Raw genomic sequence first — 13,757 nt, 5'->3', positions numbered from 1 at the left:
CGTGGTATATAGGGATGTCTTAAACCGATCTCCACGCGGAATTGCAAGAATTGCATCGCGCAAGAGAGCGGTCAGGAGCGGTTTTGTCGGTCGGAAGCGGCCGATGGGACGCCTCCGGCGGAGACATATGACGGTCATGACGTCACGGACGGACATCTATCTCGACCACAATGCCGGTGCGCCCTTGCGTCCGCAGGTGGCCGAACTCGTCTGTTCCGTGCTGATGCGCACGGGAAATGCCTCGTCCGTGCACGGGCCCGGTCGCCGGGCACGCGGCGCGGTGGAGACGGCGCGGACCCAGGTCGCGCGGCTGTGCGGAGTTCCGGGGGCGCAGGTGAGCTTCACCTGCGGCGCCACCGAGGCGAACGTGACGGCGCTGTCGCCGGTCTGGAAGGACGGGCGCGGCGAGCGGCGGTTCACCCGGTTGCTGGTGGCGGCGAGCGAGCATCCCTCGGTCGCGGCCGGCGGGCGCTTCCCGGCCGAGGCGCGCGAGAGCGTTCCGGTCGATGGCAAGGGCCTGGTCGATGCCGCATCGCTGGCCGCGCGGGTCGCGGAGCTGACGGCGGCGGGCGAGAGCGTTCTGGTGGCGGTGATGGCCGCCAACAACGAGACCGGCGTGCTGCAGCCGCTGGCGGAAATTTCGGCGGCGCTCAAGGAGAGCGGCGCGGTGTTGCATGTGGACGGCGTGCAGGCGGCAGGCCGCATCGCCATCGACATGGAGGCCTGGGGCGCCGACAGCCTGGCGCTTTCGGCCCACAAGATCGGCGGCCCGCAGGGCGCGGGCGCGCTCGTGGTGCGCAGGGCAGGGTTGCACCCGGCCCCCTTGCTCACCGGCGGCGGACAGGAAAACTGGCGCCGCGCGGGCACGGAGAATGTCGCGGCCATCGCCGGGTTCGGCCTCGCCGCGGAGCTGGCTGCCGCGGAAGTGGCTGGTTGGGATGAAATTGCGGCCCTTCGGGATGGCATGGAGCGCGAGCTTTGCCATATATGGGCCGATACGGTTGTTTTCGGCGCCGGCGCGCCGCGGCTCGCCAACACCAGCTGCTTCGCGGTGCCGGGTGTGGCCGCCGAAACCGCGCTGATCGCCCTCGACCTGGAGGGCATCGCGGTGTCGTCCGGCTCGGCCTGCTCGAGCGGCAAGGTCGGCGTCTCGCCGGTGCTGTCGGCGATGGGCGCGAACAAGGATCTGGCGCGGGGCGCCATCAGGATCAGCCTCGGGCGGCAGACGACGCCGGAGGAGATCGAACGGTTTCTTGCCGCATGGCGGCGGATATCGGGACGGATCAGGCAGGCAGGCGCGGGACGCGCCGCCTGACGGGCTCCGGACCATCACGACCCGGACGCGGCGAGGCTGCGTCCATCAAGACCCGGGGGCGGCCGGCGGCCGCGCCCATCACATAGTGCGACAACCCGCGGTCCTTGACACCGCAGTGGATGGAGACACGCATGCCTGCAGTTCAGGAAACGATCGACCGCGTCCGGTCGATCGATGTGGATCAGTACAAGTACGGTTTCATCACCGACATCGAGTCCGACAAGGCTCCCAAGGGTCTCAACGAAGACATCATCCGCTTCATCTCGGCCAAGAAGGGCGAGCCGGAATGGATGCTGGAATGGCGGCTGGAGGCGTATCGCCGCTGGCTGACGATGACCGAGCCGACCTGGGCCCGCGTCGAGTACCCGAAGATCGACTTCAACGACATCTACTACTACTCCGCGCCGAAGTCCGCGCCGGGGCCGAAGAGCCTCGACGAGGTCGACCCGGAGCTGCTGGCGACCTACGAGAAGCTGGGCATTCCCCTGCGCGAGCAGGAGATCCTGGCCGGCGTCGAGCCGAAGAACCGCGTCGCGGTGGATGCGGTGTTCGACAGCGTGTCGGTGGTCACCACCTTCAAGGAAGAGCTGAAGAAGGCCGGCGTCATCTTCTGCTCGATCTCCGAAGCGCTGCGGGAACACCCGGAGCTGGTGCGCAAGTATCTCGGCTCCGTGGTGCCGGTCACCGACAACTATTATGCGACGCTGAACTCGGCGGTCTTCACCGACGGATCGTTCGTCTATGTGCCGGAGGGCGTGCGCTGCCCGATGGAGCTGTCGACCTATTTCCGCATCAACGAGAAGAACACCGGCCAGTTCGAGCGTACGCTGATCATCGCCGAGAAGGGCGCCTACGTCTCCTATCTGGAGGGCTGCACGGCGCCGCAGCGCGACGAGAACCAGCTGCATGCGGCCGTGGTCGAGCTCGTTGCGCTGGATGATGCCGAGATCAAGTACTCCACCGTCCAGAACTGGTTCCCGGGCGACAAGGAAGGCAAGGGCGGCATCTACAACTTCGTCACCAAGCGTGGCGACTGCCGCGGCAAGAACTCCAAGATCTCCTGGACCCAGGTCGAGACCGGTTCGGCGATCACTTGGAAGTACCCGTCCTGCATCCTGCGCGGCGACAATTCGCGCGGCGAGTTCTACTCGATCGCGGTGTCGAACGGCTACCAGCAGATCGACAGCGGCACCAAGATGATCCACCTCGGCAAGAACACGTCGAGCCGCATCATCTCCAAGGGCATTTCGGCCGGCAAGTCGCAGAACACCTATCGCGGTCTCGTTTCGGCGCATCGCAAGGCGTCGAACGCGCGCAACTTCACGCAGTGCGACAGCCTGCTGATCGGCCAGGATTGCGGGGCCCACACGGTGCCCTACATCGAGTCGAAGAACGCGACGGCCGTGTTCGAGCACGAGGCGACCACCTCGAAGATCTCCGACGACCAGATGTTCTACTGCCAGCAGCGGGGCCTGTCGGACGAGGAAGCGGTGGCGCTGATCGTCAACGGCTTCGTCAAGGACGTGATCCAGCAGCTGCCGATGGAGTTCGCCGTCGAGGCGCAGAAGCTGATCTCCATTTCGCTCGAAGGCTCGGTCGGCTGACGCCGGCCGAAAGCCTCGCATACCGAACATCCAGAATACCGACGGACATCATCATGCTTGAGATCAAGAACCTGCACGCCCGCATCGCCGAAGACGGCACCGAGATCCTGCGCGGCATCGACCTCGTCGTGAAGCCGGGCGAAGTGCACGCCATCATGGGCCCGAACGGCTCCGGCAAGTCGACGCTTTCCTACATCCTCGCCGGCAAGGACGACTACGAAGTCACCGAGGGCGACATCGTCTACAACGGCCAGAGCCTGCTGGAGCTGGCCCCGGACGAGCGCGCCGCCGCCGGCGTCTTCCTCGCCTTCCAGTACCCGATCGAAATCCCGGGCGTGGCGACCATGACCTTCCTGAAGACGGCGCTCAACGCGCAGCGCAAGGCGCGCGGCGAGGAGGAGCTGTCCACGCCGGAATTCATGAAGCGGGTCAAGGACAAGGCCGGCGAACTTCAGATCACGATGGACATGCTGAAGCGGCCGCTCAACGTCGGCTTCTCCGGCGGTGAGAAGAAGCGCGCCGAGATCCTGCAGATGGCGCTGCTGCAGCCGACGCTCTGCGTGCTCGACGAGACCGATAGCGGCCTCGACATCGACGCGCTGAAGGTGGTGTCGGACGGCGTCAACCGCCTGCGCGGCCCGGACCGCTCCTTCGTGGTGATCACCCACTACCAGCGCCTGCTCGACCACATCGTGCCGGACGTGGTGCATGTCCTGTCGAAGGGACGCATCGTCAAGACCGGCGGCCCGGATCTGGCGCTGGAGCTGGAGAAGAACGGTTACGCCGACTTCATCGACGCGGCCGCGTGACAGGTCAGGAACACGACATGACCATCGAACCACGCACCCTGGACACCAGGGCCGAAACCGACCTCGCCGAGGCCTATTACCGCGATCGCGACGCCCTGCCGGGCGATGCGGCGGTGGCCGAGATCCGCAAGTCGGCCTTCGATGCCTTCCGCAAGAGCGGGCTGCCGCATCGCCGCGTCGAGGAGTGGAAATACTCTGACCTGCGCGCAAGGCTGAAGAGCGTTCCGGCCTTTGCCGCACGCAGCAGCGACGACGATGCCAAGGCGGCTGTCGCCGCGCTGGACAACGTCTACGGCTCGGCGGAGCGCTATCGTCTTCTCATCGTCGACGGCCACTTCCACGCGGGTCTTTCCGACGTTGCCGCGCTGGCCGAGGCCGGCGTGAGCGTGCGTCCGCTCGCCGAGGCACTGGCTGAAGAGGGCGAAAGCCTGATGCAGCTGCCGGAGATCGCCACGGGCGATGCGGCGACAGGCCTCAACGCCATCTTCTGCGCCGACGGCCTCGTGCTGTCGCTGCCCGAAGGCGCTTCGCTGGACAAGCCGGTCGAGATCGTCCACGCGCTGTCGGCCAATGCCGCCAGCACCAGCGAGCGGGTGATCGTGGCGGCCGCCAAGGGCGCCAAGGCAACCGTTCTGGAGACGTTTGTCGGCGGAGCCGAGGGAAGCTTCTCCAACACGCTGACCGACATCCGCGCCGCCGATGCCGCGGAGGTGACCGTCGCCCGCCTGCAGGCGGAGGCCGCCGGCACCACCCATATCGGCACGGCCGTCGTGACGCTCGGGGCCGAGACCCAGGTCAAGCTGATCGGCGCGGGCATCGGGTCGGGCTTTGCCCGGCACCAGTCCTTTGTCGCCTTCACGGGCGAGGGATCGCGCGCGGACCTGCTCGGCATCACCATGGTGCGGGCCGGCCAGCATGTCGATCAGACGCTGGTGGTGGACCACGCGGTGCCGCATTGCGACAGCCGCGAGCTGTTCAAGACGGTGGTCGGCGAAGGCGCCAAGGGCATCTTCCAGGGCAAGATCATCGTCCGCCCGCATGCGCAGAAGACCGACGGCCAGATGATGACCCAGTCGCTGCTCTTGTCGGACGACGCGGAAATGTCGCTGAAGCCGGAGCTGGAGATCTTCGCCGACGACGTGCAGTGCGCCCATGGCGCCACGAGCGGCCAGATCGACGAGGACCTGCTGTTCTACCTGCGCTCGCGCGGTATCCCGGAGGCCGATGCCCGCACGCTGCTGGTTCTTGCCTTCCTGTCGGAAGCGGTCGAGGAGATCGGCGAGGAAATCATCGTCGAGGCCTTCGAAGAGCGCATCCGCGCCTGGCTGGACGCCGGAGCGTAAAAGCCCCGGCATCAAAGGCTGTGGGGGCGTAACGCCCCGCCGCCACGCTTCCGGGGCTCAAGGCCCCGGCAGCACCGTACAGGCCGGGGCAGTCGCCCCGGCGAAGCGGGAGTACGCAGATGACGTCGATGACCGATCCCGGTGCCGTTGCAAGCGCCCCCTATGACGTGGCGGCAGTGCGCCGCGACTTCCCGATCCTGTCGCGCGAGGTCTACGGCAAGCCGCTCGTCTATCTCGACAACGGCGCCTCGGCCCAGAAGCCGCAGGCGGTGATCGACGCGGTGACCAAGGCCTATTCGCACGAATACGCCAACGTCCATCGCGGGCTGCACTACCTGTCGAACACAGCGACCGAGAATTTCGAGGCCGCGCGCGAGACCGTGCGCCGCTTCCTCAACGCCCCGTCGCAGGACGAGGTGATCTTCACCCGCTCCACCACCGAGGCGATCAACCTGGTCGCCCAGACCTTCGGCGCGGAACGGATCGGCGAGGGCGACGAGATCGTCCTGTCGATCATGGAGCACCACTCCAACATCGTGCCCTGGCACTTCCTGCGCGAACGGCAGGGCGCGGTGCTGAAATGGGTCTATGTGCGCGAGGACGGGTCCTTCGACATCGACGCGTTCGAGGCGACCCTGTCGGCCAAGACGAAGCTGGTGGCGATCACCCAGATGTCGAACGTGCTGGGCACCGTGGTGCCGATCCGCGAGATCTGCCGGATCGCCCATACGCGCGGCATTCCGGTGCTGGTCGACGGCAGCCAGTCGGCGGTGCACATGCCGGTCGACGTGCAGGATCTGGGCTGCGACTTCTTCGTCTTCACCGGTCACAAGGTGTATGGGCCGACCGGCATCGGCGTGTTGTGGGGCAAGATGGAGCACCTGGAGCGGATGCGTCCGTTCAATGGCGGCGGCGAGATGATCCTCGACGTCACCGAGGACATGGTGAGCTACAACAGCCCGCCGCACCGCTTCGAGGCCGGTACGCCGCCGATCGTCCAGGCCATCGGCCTTGCGGCCGCGCTCGACTATATGGACGCGATCGGCCGCGATCGGATCGCCGCGCACGAGGCGGCCCTTCGCGACTACGCGCATCAGCGGCTGAAGCAGATCAACTCGATCCGCATCTTCGGCGAGGCACCGGACAAGGGCGCCATCGTCGCCTTCGAGATGAAGGGGGTGCATGCGCACGACGTGTCGATGATCATCGACCGCGAGGGCGTTGCCGTACGGGCCGGGACCCATTGCGCGCAGCCGCTGCTGGCACGATATGGTGTGACCTCGACATGCCGGGCGAGCTTCGGCCTCTACAACACGTTCGACGAGGTCGACAGGCTGGTCGAGGCGCTGCAGAAGGCCCACGACTTTTTCGCATGAGGGCGAGATGAGCGAAGACCAACTGACGCAGGACGAGGAAGCCCAGGCCGAGATTTCGGCGACCGGCTCCGCATTTTCCGAAGATGAGCTGAAGCGCCTGACGGACGATATCGTCGGCGCGCTGAAGACCGTCTACGACCCGGAAATTCCTTGCGATATCTATGAGCTGGGCCTGATCTACAAGGTCGATATCGAGGACGACCGCTCGGTCGCCATCGACATGACGCTGACAGCGCCGGGCTGCCCGGTCGCCGGCGAGATGCCGGGCTGGGTGGAAAACGCCGTCAGTGCGGTCGCCGGGGTCGGCGACGTCAACGTGCAGATGGTGTTCGACCCGCCGTGGACGCCCGACCGCATGTCGGAAGAGGCCAAGGTGGCGCTCAACTGGTATTGAGTGCCGCTCGGCCCTATATTCAAGGGTAACGCGGGTGCATCTTGCACCTGCCAACCGCTAGAATCGGGGAAACGGATATGGGTTCCAGATTCCAGGTCCTGAAGCTGACGGACGCCGCCGCCGAGCGCGTGCGCGAGATCGTCGGCAATTCGGCCAAGCCCGTTCTCGGCCTGCGCGTCGGGATCAAGAAGGGCGGCTGCGCCGGCATGGAATACGACATGAGCCTCGTCGAGGAGGCGAAGCCGGGCGATGACGTGATCGACGACAAGGGCGTCAAGATCTTCATCGAGCCCTCGGCAGCGCTCTTCCTGCTGGGCACGGAGATGGATCACGAAGTGACGAAGTTCCGCTCCGGCTTCGTGTTCCGCAATCCCAACGAGGTCTCGGCCTGCGGTTGCGGCGAGTCCGTTTCGCTGAAAGAGGCGGACGCGGAGGCTTTCGCGGCGCAGGGCTGAACGGCCGGTCAAAGCTTTGGACACATAAAACCCCGCCGGACGCGACCGTCCGGCGGGGTTTTTAAGTCAGCTCGCCTCAAGCGTCCCGCAGGGCCTTCAGCAGGGTCTCGATCTCCACTTCTGTGTTGTAGGCGTGAAGCGAGGCGCGCAGGACCGCGTCGAGGCCGCGGCGCGGCAGGTCGATCCGCGAGGAGGAGGCGGACGAGACCGAGGTGTTGATGCCGGTCGCCGTCAGCCGCGCCTTGGTCTCGGACGGTGCTTCGCCGTCCACGGTGAGCGTGACGATGCCGCATTTGCGGATGCCGCGATCGTGCACCGCGACGCCCGGGAGCTTGCCGAGTTCGCTGCGCAACAGGGCGGCAAGCGCCGAGATGCGATCCTCCAGCCGCTGCGACCCGGTCTCCAGCGCATAGCGCACGGCAACGCCTAGGCCGATCTGGCCGGCGAAATACCGCTCCCAGTTCTCGAAACGTCGTGCGCCCTCGACCAGGCGATAGCTGTCGGCATCGATCCACTCTGTGGATTCCAGGTCGATGAAGGCAGGCTCCAGCTGGTCGAGCACAGCGTCCGAAACATAGAGGAAACCGGTGCCGCGCGGCCCGCGCAGATACTTGCGCCCCGTGCCGGAAAGCATGTGGCAGCCGATCCGGGTGACATCGAGGGCGAGCTGGCCGGCGGACTGGCAGGCATCCAGCAGGTAGAGCAGCCCGTGGCGGCGCGCGATGGCGCCGACTTCCTCGGCCGGATTGACGAGGCCGCCGAAGGTCGGAACGTGGGTGAGGGCGATAAGCCGGGTCTTCGGGGTGATCGCCGCCTCGAGCGCCTTCAGGTCGATCTGGCCGGTCTCGTCGTCGTCGATCAGATCGATCTCGATGCCGGCGCGGGCCTTCATCTGCAGCAGCGCGACATAGTTGGAGACGTATTCGGCGCGGCCGGTGATCACCCGGTCGCCCGGGCGGAACGGGATCGAGTAGAACGCCATGTCCCAGGCGCGCGTGGCGTTCTCCACATAGGCGATCTCGTGCGGGGCGGCGCCCAAGAGCGCGGCAACCGCGGGGTAGAAATCGGCGACCGCATGGGCGGCCCGGTCGGCGGCCTCGTAGCCGCCGATATCGGCCTCAAGATCGAGATGCGCCTTCACGGCGGCCAGAACCGGCGCAGGCGGCAGGCTGGCGCCGGCATTGTTGAAATGGACGAGGCGGGCGGCGGCCGGCGTATCGGTACGCAGGCGGGCGGTGTCGGCATCGGTCCAGCCGAAAGATTGCGCGCGTTGGATGGTGGTCATGGGCGGAGCGATCCTCTAGGCAGGAAGATGATCAGGAATGACGGGCAGGAGCGATGGCGGGCGGACGGCGCGAAGGCTCCCGACCGCGAATGGAAGGGGATGGAAGCGCAGGGCATGACTATCACGTATTTCGGTTACGGATCGCTCGTCAACACGCGCACTCTGGGGCCGCAGGCGGTCGCCGAGGCGGGCACCCTGTCGGGCTGGCGGCGCGAATGGCGTGCCTGGTGGCGGCCGGCGGGGGCAGAGAACCTGCCGAAGGTCTGCACGCTGACGGTGCGACGGGCGGCGGATACGGCGATCCGCGGAGTGATGGTGAGCGAGCCGGCCGAACGGCTTGCCGAGCTCGACGCGCGCGAGCGGCGCTATCGCCGGATCGACGGCATCGGCCCGTCCTTCCGCCGCGACGACGACGGGGCGGCCGGGGCTGCAAGCGCCTTTCTCTATGAGGCGGACAGTGAAATCCGCCGGCCGGGCGACGACGAGCACCCGATCCTGCAGAGCTATGTAGACTGTGTGCTGGCCGGCTTTCACGCCTTCTGGGGCGAGGAGGGCGTGCGCCACTTCATCGAGACGACGGATGGCTGGGACGCCCCGATGCTGGCCGACCGGAGTGCGCCGCGCTATCCGCGGGCGCAGGTGCTGGATGCCGACCTGCTGGCGTTGTTCGACGATCAGCTGGCCGGCACGGGGCTTCGCCACATCGAGGCGTGAGGCACGCGCCGGAGCGGAGGATGCCGCTCCGGCGCGCCGCGTCACTTCAGTTCGGTCACGGTGATCTTGCCGTTGACTCGTCCGGCGACGAACTCGATCTCCTTGCCTTCCTGCAAATGCTCCCACATCGCCTCTTCGGCGACGCGGAAGACCATGGTCATGGCCGGCATGTCGAGGGATGTCAGTTCCTCATGGACGATGGTGACCTTCTTGGCGCGAAGGTCGACCTTCTTGACCACGCCCTTGGTGAACTCTGCCGCGAGCGCGGTAGACGCTCCGGAGACGAGGAGCAGGGCTACGACGAAGGCTGTTGCGAGTTTCATCTTGTCGTCCTTTTCGTTGGGGAGGGGCTGCTCACTTGTGTGCGACGTCGATGTCGCCATGCATGCCGGACTCGTAGTGACCGGGGATCAGGCAGGCGAACTCGAAGCTGCCGGTATTGCTGAAGGTCCACACGACCTCGCCCTCGGCGCCCGGCTCGAGCCGGACGGAGTTGGGATCGTCGTGCTCCATGTCCGGGAACTGGGCCATCACCTTCTTGTGCTCCTGGTTGCGGACCGGCGTGTCGATGACGAACTCGTGCTCGATCTCTCCGACGTTGCGAACGAGAAAGCGGATGGTCTCGCCCTGGCGCACCTGAAGGGCCGCCGGATCAATCGCCATGCCGTCTTCGGTCTCCTTCAGTTCGACACGTACGGTGCGCGTCGCCTGTGATGCCTCGCCGGGGGTGCCGGCGGCCATCTTGTCCCCGTGGCCTCCGGCATGAGTGCCGGCGGCGATCGCGTCGCCCTGACCGAGCGCGAGGGCGCAGAGGGCCACGGCGAGCATCTTCATGGTCTTTGTCTGCATGTTCTGTCCTTTCCGTTTCGGGGTATGGAGCGGCCTCAGCCGCCATGCTGCCGGTGTGAGGCACGCTGTGCGGGTGCGCTGGCCGGAGCATCGGTGAGCGTGGTGGAAGGGCTGTCGGCACGGGTGACGTCCGGCAGTTCGCCGGCCCACTCCCAAGCCTGTGTTCCGGGCGGGTTCTCGTACCAGCCGGGATCGGCGTAATCGCCCGGCTGAATGCCGTCGCGGACCTTCACCACGGAGAACATCCCGCCCATTTCCAGCGGGCCATGGGGCCCCCAGCCGGCCATCATCGGAACCGTGTTGTCGGGCAGGGGCATTTCCATCTCGCCCATTTCGGCCATGCCGTTGGAGCCCATCGGCATGTATTCGGGCTGTAGCTTGCGGATCTTCGCGGTGACCGAGCGCTTGTCGGCGCCGATGAAGGTCGGCACGTCGTGGCCCATGGCGTTCATCGTGTGATGCGACTTGTGGCAGTGGATCGCCCAGTCGCCCGGGTGGACCGCGTCGAACTCGTAGGCACGCATGGCGCCGACGGGAATATCGATGGACACTTCCGGCCAGCGCGCCTCAGGGCGCACCCAGCCACCATCCGTACAGGTGACCTCGAAGTCGTAGCCGTGCATGTGGATGGGGTGGTTGGTCATGGTCAGGTTACCGACGCGCACCCGCACCCGGTCTCCCAGTCCGACGACGAGCGGATCGATGTCGGGAAAGATCCGGCTGTTCCAGGTCCACAGGTTGAAGTCGGTCATCGTCATGATCTTCGGCACGTAGGAGCCGGGATCGATGTCGAAGGCGTTGAGCATGATCAGGAAATCACGGTCGACACGCATGAAGGCCGGGTCCTTCGGATGCACGATGAAGAACCCCATCATGCCCATGGCCATCTGCACCATCTCGTCGGCGTGCGGGTGGTACATGAACGTCCCGCTCTTCACGAGGTCGAACTCGTAGACGAAGGTCTTGCCCGGCGGGATGCCCGGATGCGACAGGCCGCCGACGCCGTCCATGCCGGAAGGCAGGATCATGCCGTGCCAGTGCACGGAGGTGTGCTCGGGCAGGCGGTTGGTGACGAAGATGCGCACCCTGTCGCCCTCGACCGCTTCGATGGTCGGGCCGATGGACTGGCCGTTATAGCCCCACAGGAAGGCGGTCATGCCGTCGGCAAGCTCCCGCTCCACCGGCTCGGCGACGAGGTGGAACTCCTTGACGCCGTTGTTCATGCGGTGGGGCAGGGTCCAGCCGTTCAGGGTAACGACGGGGTTGTAGTCCGGGCCCGAGGTGGGGGTGAGCGGGGCCTGGGTTGCGGGCGTGTCCATCGTCGCCGCCTCAGGCAGTCCGCGATTGCTGGTCTGGGACCAGGCGGTGGAGGACACGAGGGCCGCGCCCGCAGCGCCGGCGCCCAGGATCTGACGTCTGTTCAGCATTGCAGTCTCCTTCGCCATCAATGTCCGCCGCCGCCGGCATCGGCGACCGCGGCTTCGCTGCCACCGCCTGCGGCCGGGGCTTCACCGCCGCCATGGATCGCGGCGGCCAGGCCCGCTTCCGCGAGCCAGAAGTCCCGCTTGGCGCGTGAGGCCATCAGGACGGTGCCGATCCGCGCCCTGGTATCGGCCAGCAGCTCGAACGTGTTGGTGATCATGCCGTTGTAGGTGAGGAGGGATTCCTCCTCGATCTGGTTGCGCAGGGGCAGGACCGAGTTGCGGTAGTGGCGGGCGATCTCGTGCGAGGCGCGGTAGGCCAGATAGGCGGAGCGCGCCTGCGAGCGAATGTTGACCGCACGTTCCGCCAGGCGATTGGCGGCACGCATGTAGGTGAACTCCGCCTTCTTCATGCGGGCCGCGCCGCTGTCGAAGATCGGGATCGCGAAATCCAGCTCCACCTGGGCCGTGCCGGTGAGCCGGGTCTTGCCGTCCTCCTTCTCGCGCTCGCTTTCGAAGCCGGCGACGAGGCCGAGATCGGTGACGTAGCGGGTCGCCTCGGTCAGTCCGAGCTCGCGGGCCGTAGCCTCCAGCTCTATCTTCGCGATCTGCAGGTCGACCCGGCGCTGCAGCGCCTCCCGCTCGACATGCTCCTTGTTCATCAGGCGGCCGGGAAGCGGGGGAAGCGCGTCGGGCACGAAGAACGCGGTGTCCGCGCCCCATAGCCCCATCGCGCGGGCGAGCTTTTCCTTGGCGAGCCGCGCGGCAAGCCGGGCCTCCGCGATCTGGCCGACCAGTTCCGCGTTGAACGCGTGTTCGCGCGCCTGCGCAGCCTTGGGCATGGCGCCGGTCTCGCCGAGCTTTTCGGCAAGCTCGGAGGCCGCATCGGCGGCTTGACGGGCTTGGTTGAGGAGGGCGACCGTCTCGAAGGCGGCGACCGTCTCGATCCATGCGCTGCGCGTCTCGTTGGCAACGCGCAGGGTTTCCTCCGCCGCCCGCATCTGCGCCTGGCGGAAGCGGGTCTCGGCGATCTCGCTGCGCCGCTTGTGCGTCAGGAGGGCCAGGATGTTGTTGGCGACCATCCCCTCGATGGTCTTGAAGGCGACCAGGCCGGGTTGGCCGATGCCGAGCAGGCCGACCGAAATGTTCGGGTTCGGCAGCAGGGTCTGCTGCCAGGCATCGGCGGCGCTGATGCCGAGATCCGAATAGGCCGCCTGCAGGCCGCGATTGTTGATCAAGGCCACCTGAACGGCGGTTTCGGCGCTGATGGTCTTCTTGTGGACCATGGAACGCACGCGCTCGGAGGCCGCGCGGGCCTGCTCGGGGGTCTGGACCCATGTGGGGGTGTTGCCGCCGAGCGCTGGTGCCACCTGGCCGGCGACGGTGACGAAGCCGGCATCGCCGGGCCCGTAGGCATCCGTAGCAGCCGTGGCGATGCAGCCGCCGAGCAGCAGGGGCGCCGTCAACACGGCGAGGGAACGAAGGGAGGGCCTCATGACGCACCTCCGCCCGGTGCCTGGCGGTCGTTCAGGTCCCGCCAGTTGCCCGGCTCCACGGGAATGCGGTGCTCGTAGGGAGCGACGACGCTGGCCGGTCGCAAAGGCACGGTGGCGGCGTGCGGGTCTTCCGGCAGCGGTCCGTAACCGGACACGGTTGCCGGGACGGTGGCACAGGCGGCCACCGCCAGCGGCGCGAGGGCCGCAAGCAGTCTGGATATCATGACAAGTCCTCGAGAATGACAGGATGCGGCCGCGCGGGTTCACCGCGCGGCAACGGCCTTTTCAGGCCGGCCTGTCAGGCTCGAGGAGGGCGGTCGGTCGGGTGGGGCGGTTGCGGCTCGAGGCGAACCGCATGGTCGCTCTCCGGCTTTGCAGCGGGAAGATGCGCGAAACCGGGGGCGCAATCTTCGGCCAGTCCGGGAAAACAGAAGGAGAGACAACAGTCGACCGTGGAGCCCGTCTGGTGGTGGGAGCCTTCGGGCGTCTGTCCGTGCGAGGCGTGCGGCGCCATGTCGTGAGATCTTGCGCTGCCGTGACCGGCTGCATGCGCGTCGTCGGCTGCGTGTGCGGCAACCATCGGCGACGGGGCGTGAATGTGGGCTTGCTGGCGAGCGGCCGGGACCGCTGCGGCAAAGGCGTCGCTCAGATTGCCGGCGGTGGCACCTGCAAGCGCAATCATCGCCACGAGAACGA

General features: G+C 66.8%; 14 protein-coding genes. 8 read left to right on the top strand and 6 right to left on the bottom strand.

Going from position 1 to position 13,757, the window contains the following annotated elements; genetic code table 11:
* Positions 1 to 103: 103 nt before the first annotated feature.
* The 7 genes from BBX35_RS02415 to sufA all read left to right on the top strand — a co-directional run bounded on the left by BBX35_RS02415 (position 104) and on the right by sufA (position 7,296).
* Positions 104 to 1,315, top strand: a complete 1,212-nt coding sequence (locus BBX35_RS02415; RefSeq protein ID WP_425274548.1) for a cysteine desulfurase family protein — start codon at positions 104 to 106, stop codon at positions 1,313 to 1,315.
* 131 nt (positions 1,316 to 1,446) lie between these two features.
* Positions 1,447 to 2,919, top strand: coding sequence for a Fe-S cluster assembly protein SufB (gene sufB / locus BBX35_RS02410; protein ID WP_067215599.1), 1,473 nt, complete (start codon positions 1,447 to 1,449; stop codon positions 2,917 to 2,919).
* A 53-nt stretch (positions 2,920 to 2,972) separates the two neighbouring features.
* On the top strand, positions 2,973 to 3,728 hold the full coding sequence (gene sufC / locus BBX35_RS02405; protein ID WP_067215596.1) for a Fe-S cluster assembly ATPase SufC: 756 nt from the start codon (positions 2,973 to 2,975) through the stop codon (positions 3,726 to 3,728).
* 17 nt (positions 3,729 to 3,745) lie between these two features.
* Positions 3,746 to 5,071 (top strand): Fe-S cluster assembly protein SufD, encoded by a 1,326-nt coding sequence (gene sufD / locus BBX35_RS02400; RefSeq protein ID WP_067215593.1) that lies wholly within the window; start codon positions 3,746 to 3,748, stop codon positions 5,069 to 5,071.
* Between the two features lie 128 nt (positions 5,072 to 5,199).
* Positions 5,200 to 6,447, top strand: coding sequence for a cysteine desulfurase (locus BBX35_RS02395; RefSeq protein ID WP_067218082.1), 1,248 nt, complete (start codon positions 5,200 to 5,202; stop codon positions 6,445 to 6,447).
* 7 nt (positions 6,448 to 6,454) lie between these two features.
* Positions 6,455 to 6,841: an SUF system Fe-S cluster assembly protein gene (locus BBX35_RS02390; protein WP_067215591.1), complete on the top strand. Its 387-nt coding sequence runs from the start codon at positions 6,455 to 6,457 to the stop codon at positions 6,839 to 6,841.
* 77 nt (positions 6,842 to 6,918) lie between these two features.
* Complete coding sequence (gene sufA, locus BBX35_RS02385; protein WP_067215589.1) at positions 6,919 to 7,296, top strand: Fe-S cluster assembly scaffold SufA; 378 nt, start codon at positions 6,919 to 6,921, stop codon at positions 7,294 to 7,296.
* 76 nt (positions 7,297 to 7,372) lie between these two features.
* Here the strand turns inward: sufA and BBX35_RS02380 are convergent, their stop codons facing one another.
* Positions 7,373 to 8,581: an aminotransferase class V-fold PLP-dependent enzyme gene (locus BBX35_RS02380; RefSeq protein ID WP_067215586.1), complete on the bottom strand. Its 1,209-nt coding sequence runs from the start codon at positions 8,579 to 8,581 to the stop codon at positions 7,373 to 7,375.
* 114 nt (positions 8,582 to 8,695) lie between these two features.
* Here BBX35_RS02380 and BBX35_RS02375 point away from each other — a divergent pair, with 114 nt between their 5' ends.
* Positions 8,696 to 9,295, top strand: a complete 600-nt coding sequence (locus BBX35_RS02375) for a hypothetical protein (protein WP_067218080.1) — start codon at positions 8,696 to 8,698, stop codon at positions 9,293 to 9,295.
* Positions 9,296 to 9,336: 41 nt separating this feature from the next.
* On the opposite strand, the gene BBX35_RS02370 is transcribed toward BBX35_RS02375, so the two are convergent.
* From BBX35_RS02370 to BBX35_RS02350, 5 genes are read right to left on the bottom strand one after another with little or no spacing between them, the layout of a single operon-like run.
* Positions 9,337 to 9,618 carry a copper-binding protein gene (locus BBX35_RS02370; RefSeq protein ID WP_067215583.1) on the bottom strand — a complete coding sequence of 94 codons (282 nt, stop codon included), beginning with the start codon at positions 9,616 to 9,618 and terminating at the stop codon, positions 9,337 to 9,339.
* Positions 9,619 to 9,649: 31 nt separating this feature from the next.
* Positions 9,650 to 10,129, bottom strand: a complete 480-nt coding sequence (locus tag BBX35_RS02365; RefSeq protein ID WP_067218079.1) for a cupredoxin domain-containing protein — start codon at positions 10,127 to 10,129, stop codon at positions 9,650 to 9,652.
* A gap of 50 nt (positions 10,130 to 10,179) precedes the next feature.
* Entirely contained in the window at positions 10,180 to 11,571 is a 1,392-nt protein-coding gene (locus tag BBX35_RS02360) for a multicopper oxidase family protein (RefSeq protein ID WP_067215581.1), read from the bottom strand.
* Between the two features lie 17 nt (positions 11,572 to 11,588).
* On the bottom strand, positions 11,589 to 13,061 hold the full coding sequence (locus BBX35_RS02355) for a TolC family protein (protein ID WP_067215579.1): 1,473 nt from the start codon (positions 13,059 to 13,061) through the stop codon (positions 11,589 to 11,591).
* The gene (locus BBX35_RS02350) at positions 13,058 to 13,285 is read right to left on the bottom strand and encodes a hypothetical protein (RefSeq protein ID WP_067215577.1); all 228 of its coding nucleotides are present in this window, start codon (positions 13,283 to 13,285) and stop codon (positions 13,058 to 13,060) included. The genes BBX35_RS02355 and BBX35_RS02350 overlap by 4 nt, the downstream gene beginning before the upstream one ends.
* Positions 13,286 to 13,757: the final 472 nt, after the last annotated feature.

This window comes from Stappia indica, assembly GCF_001696535.1.
GTDB classification, from domain to species: domain Bacteria; phylum Pseudomonadota; class Alphaproteobacteria; order Rhizobiales; family Stappiaceae; genus Stappia; species Stappia indica.
The sequence above is the reverse complement of the archived record's forward strand: the minus strand, read 5'-3'. Positions and strand labels throughout refer to the sequence as shown.

Bases quoted from the DNA above. Each gene is read 5' to 3' on its own strand.
- BBX35_RS02415 (WP_425274548.1), top strand. From the start codon at position 104: ATGGGACGCCTCCGGCGGAGACATATGACGGTCATGACGTCACGGACG.
- sufB (WP_067215599.1), top strand. From the start codon at position 1,447: ATGCCTGCAGTTCAGGAAACGATCGACCGCGTCCGGTCGATCGATGTG.
- sufC (WP_067215596.1), top strand. From the start codon at position 2,973: ATGCTTGAGATCAAGAACCTGCACGCCCGCATCGCCGAAGACGGCACC.
- sufD (WP_067215593.1), top strand. From the start codon at position 3,746: ATGACCATCGAACCACGCACCCTGGACACCAGGGCCGAAACCGACCTC.
- BBX35_RS02395 (WP_067218082.1), top strand. From the start codon at position 5,200: ATGACCGATCCCGGTGCCGTTGCAAGCGCCCCCTATGACGTGGCGGCA.
- BBX35_RS02390 (WP_067215591.1), top strand. From the start codon at position 6,455: ATGAGCGAAGACCAACTGACGCAGGACGAGGAAGCCCAGGCCGAGATT.
- sufA (WP_067215589.1), top strand. From the start codon at position 6,919: ATGGGTTCCAGATTCCAGGTCCTGAAGCTGACGGACGCCGCCGCCGAG.
- BBX35_RS02380 (WP_067215586.1), bottom strand. From the start codon at position 8,581: ATGACCACCATCCAACGCGCGCAATCTTTCGGCTGGACCGATGCCGAC.
- BBX35_RS02375 (WP_067218080.1), top strand. From the start codon at position 8,696: ATGACTATCACGTATTTCGGTTACGGATCGCTCGTCAACACGCGCACT.
- BBX35_RS02370 (WP_067215583.1), bottom strand. From the start codon at position 9,618: ATGAAACTCGCAACAGCCTTCGTCGTAGCCCTGCTCCTCGTCTCCGGA.
- BBX35_RS02365 (WP_067218079.1), bottom strand. From the start codon at position 10,129: ATGAAGATGCTCGCCGTGGCCCTCTGCGCCCTCGCGCTCGGTCAGGGC.
- BBX35_RS02360 (WP_067215581.1), bottom strand. From the start codon at position 11,571: ATGCTGAACAGACGTCAGATCCTGGGCGCCGGCGCTGCGGGCGCGGCC.
- BBX35_RS02355 (WP_067215579.1), bottom strand. From the start codon at position 13,061: ATGAGGCCCTCCCTTCGTTCCCTCGCCGTGTTGACGGCGCCCCTGCTG.
- BBX35_RS02350 (WP_067215577.1), bottom strand. From the start codon at position 13,285: ATGATATCCAGACTGCTTGCGGCCCTCGCGCCGCTGGCGGTGGCCGCC.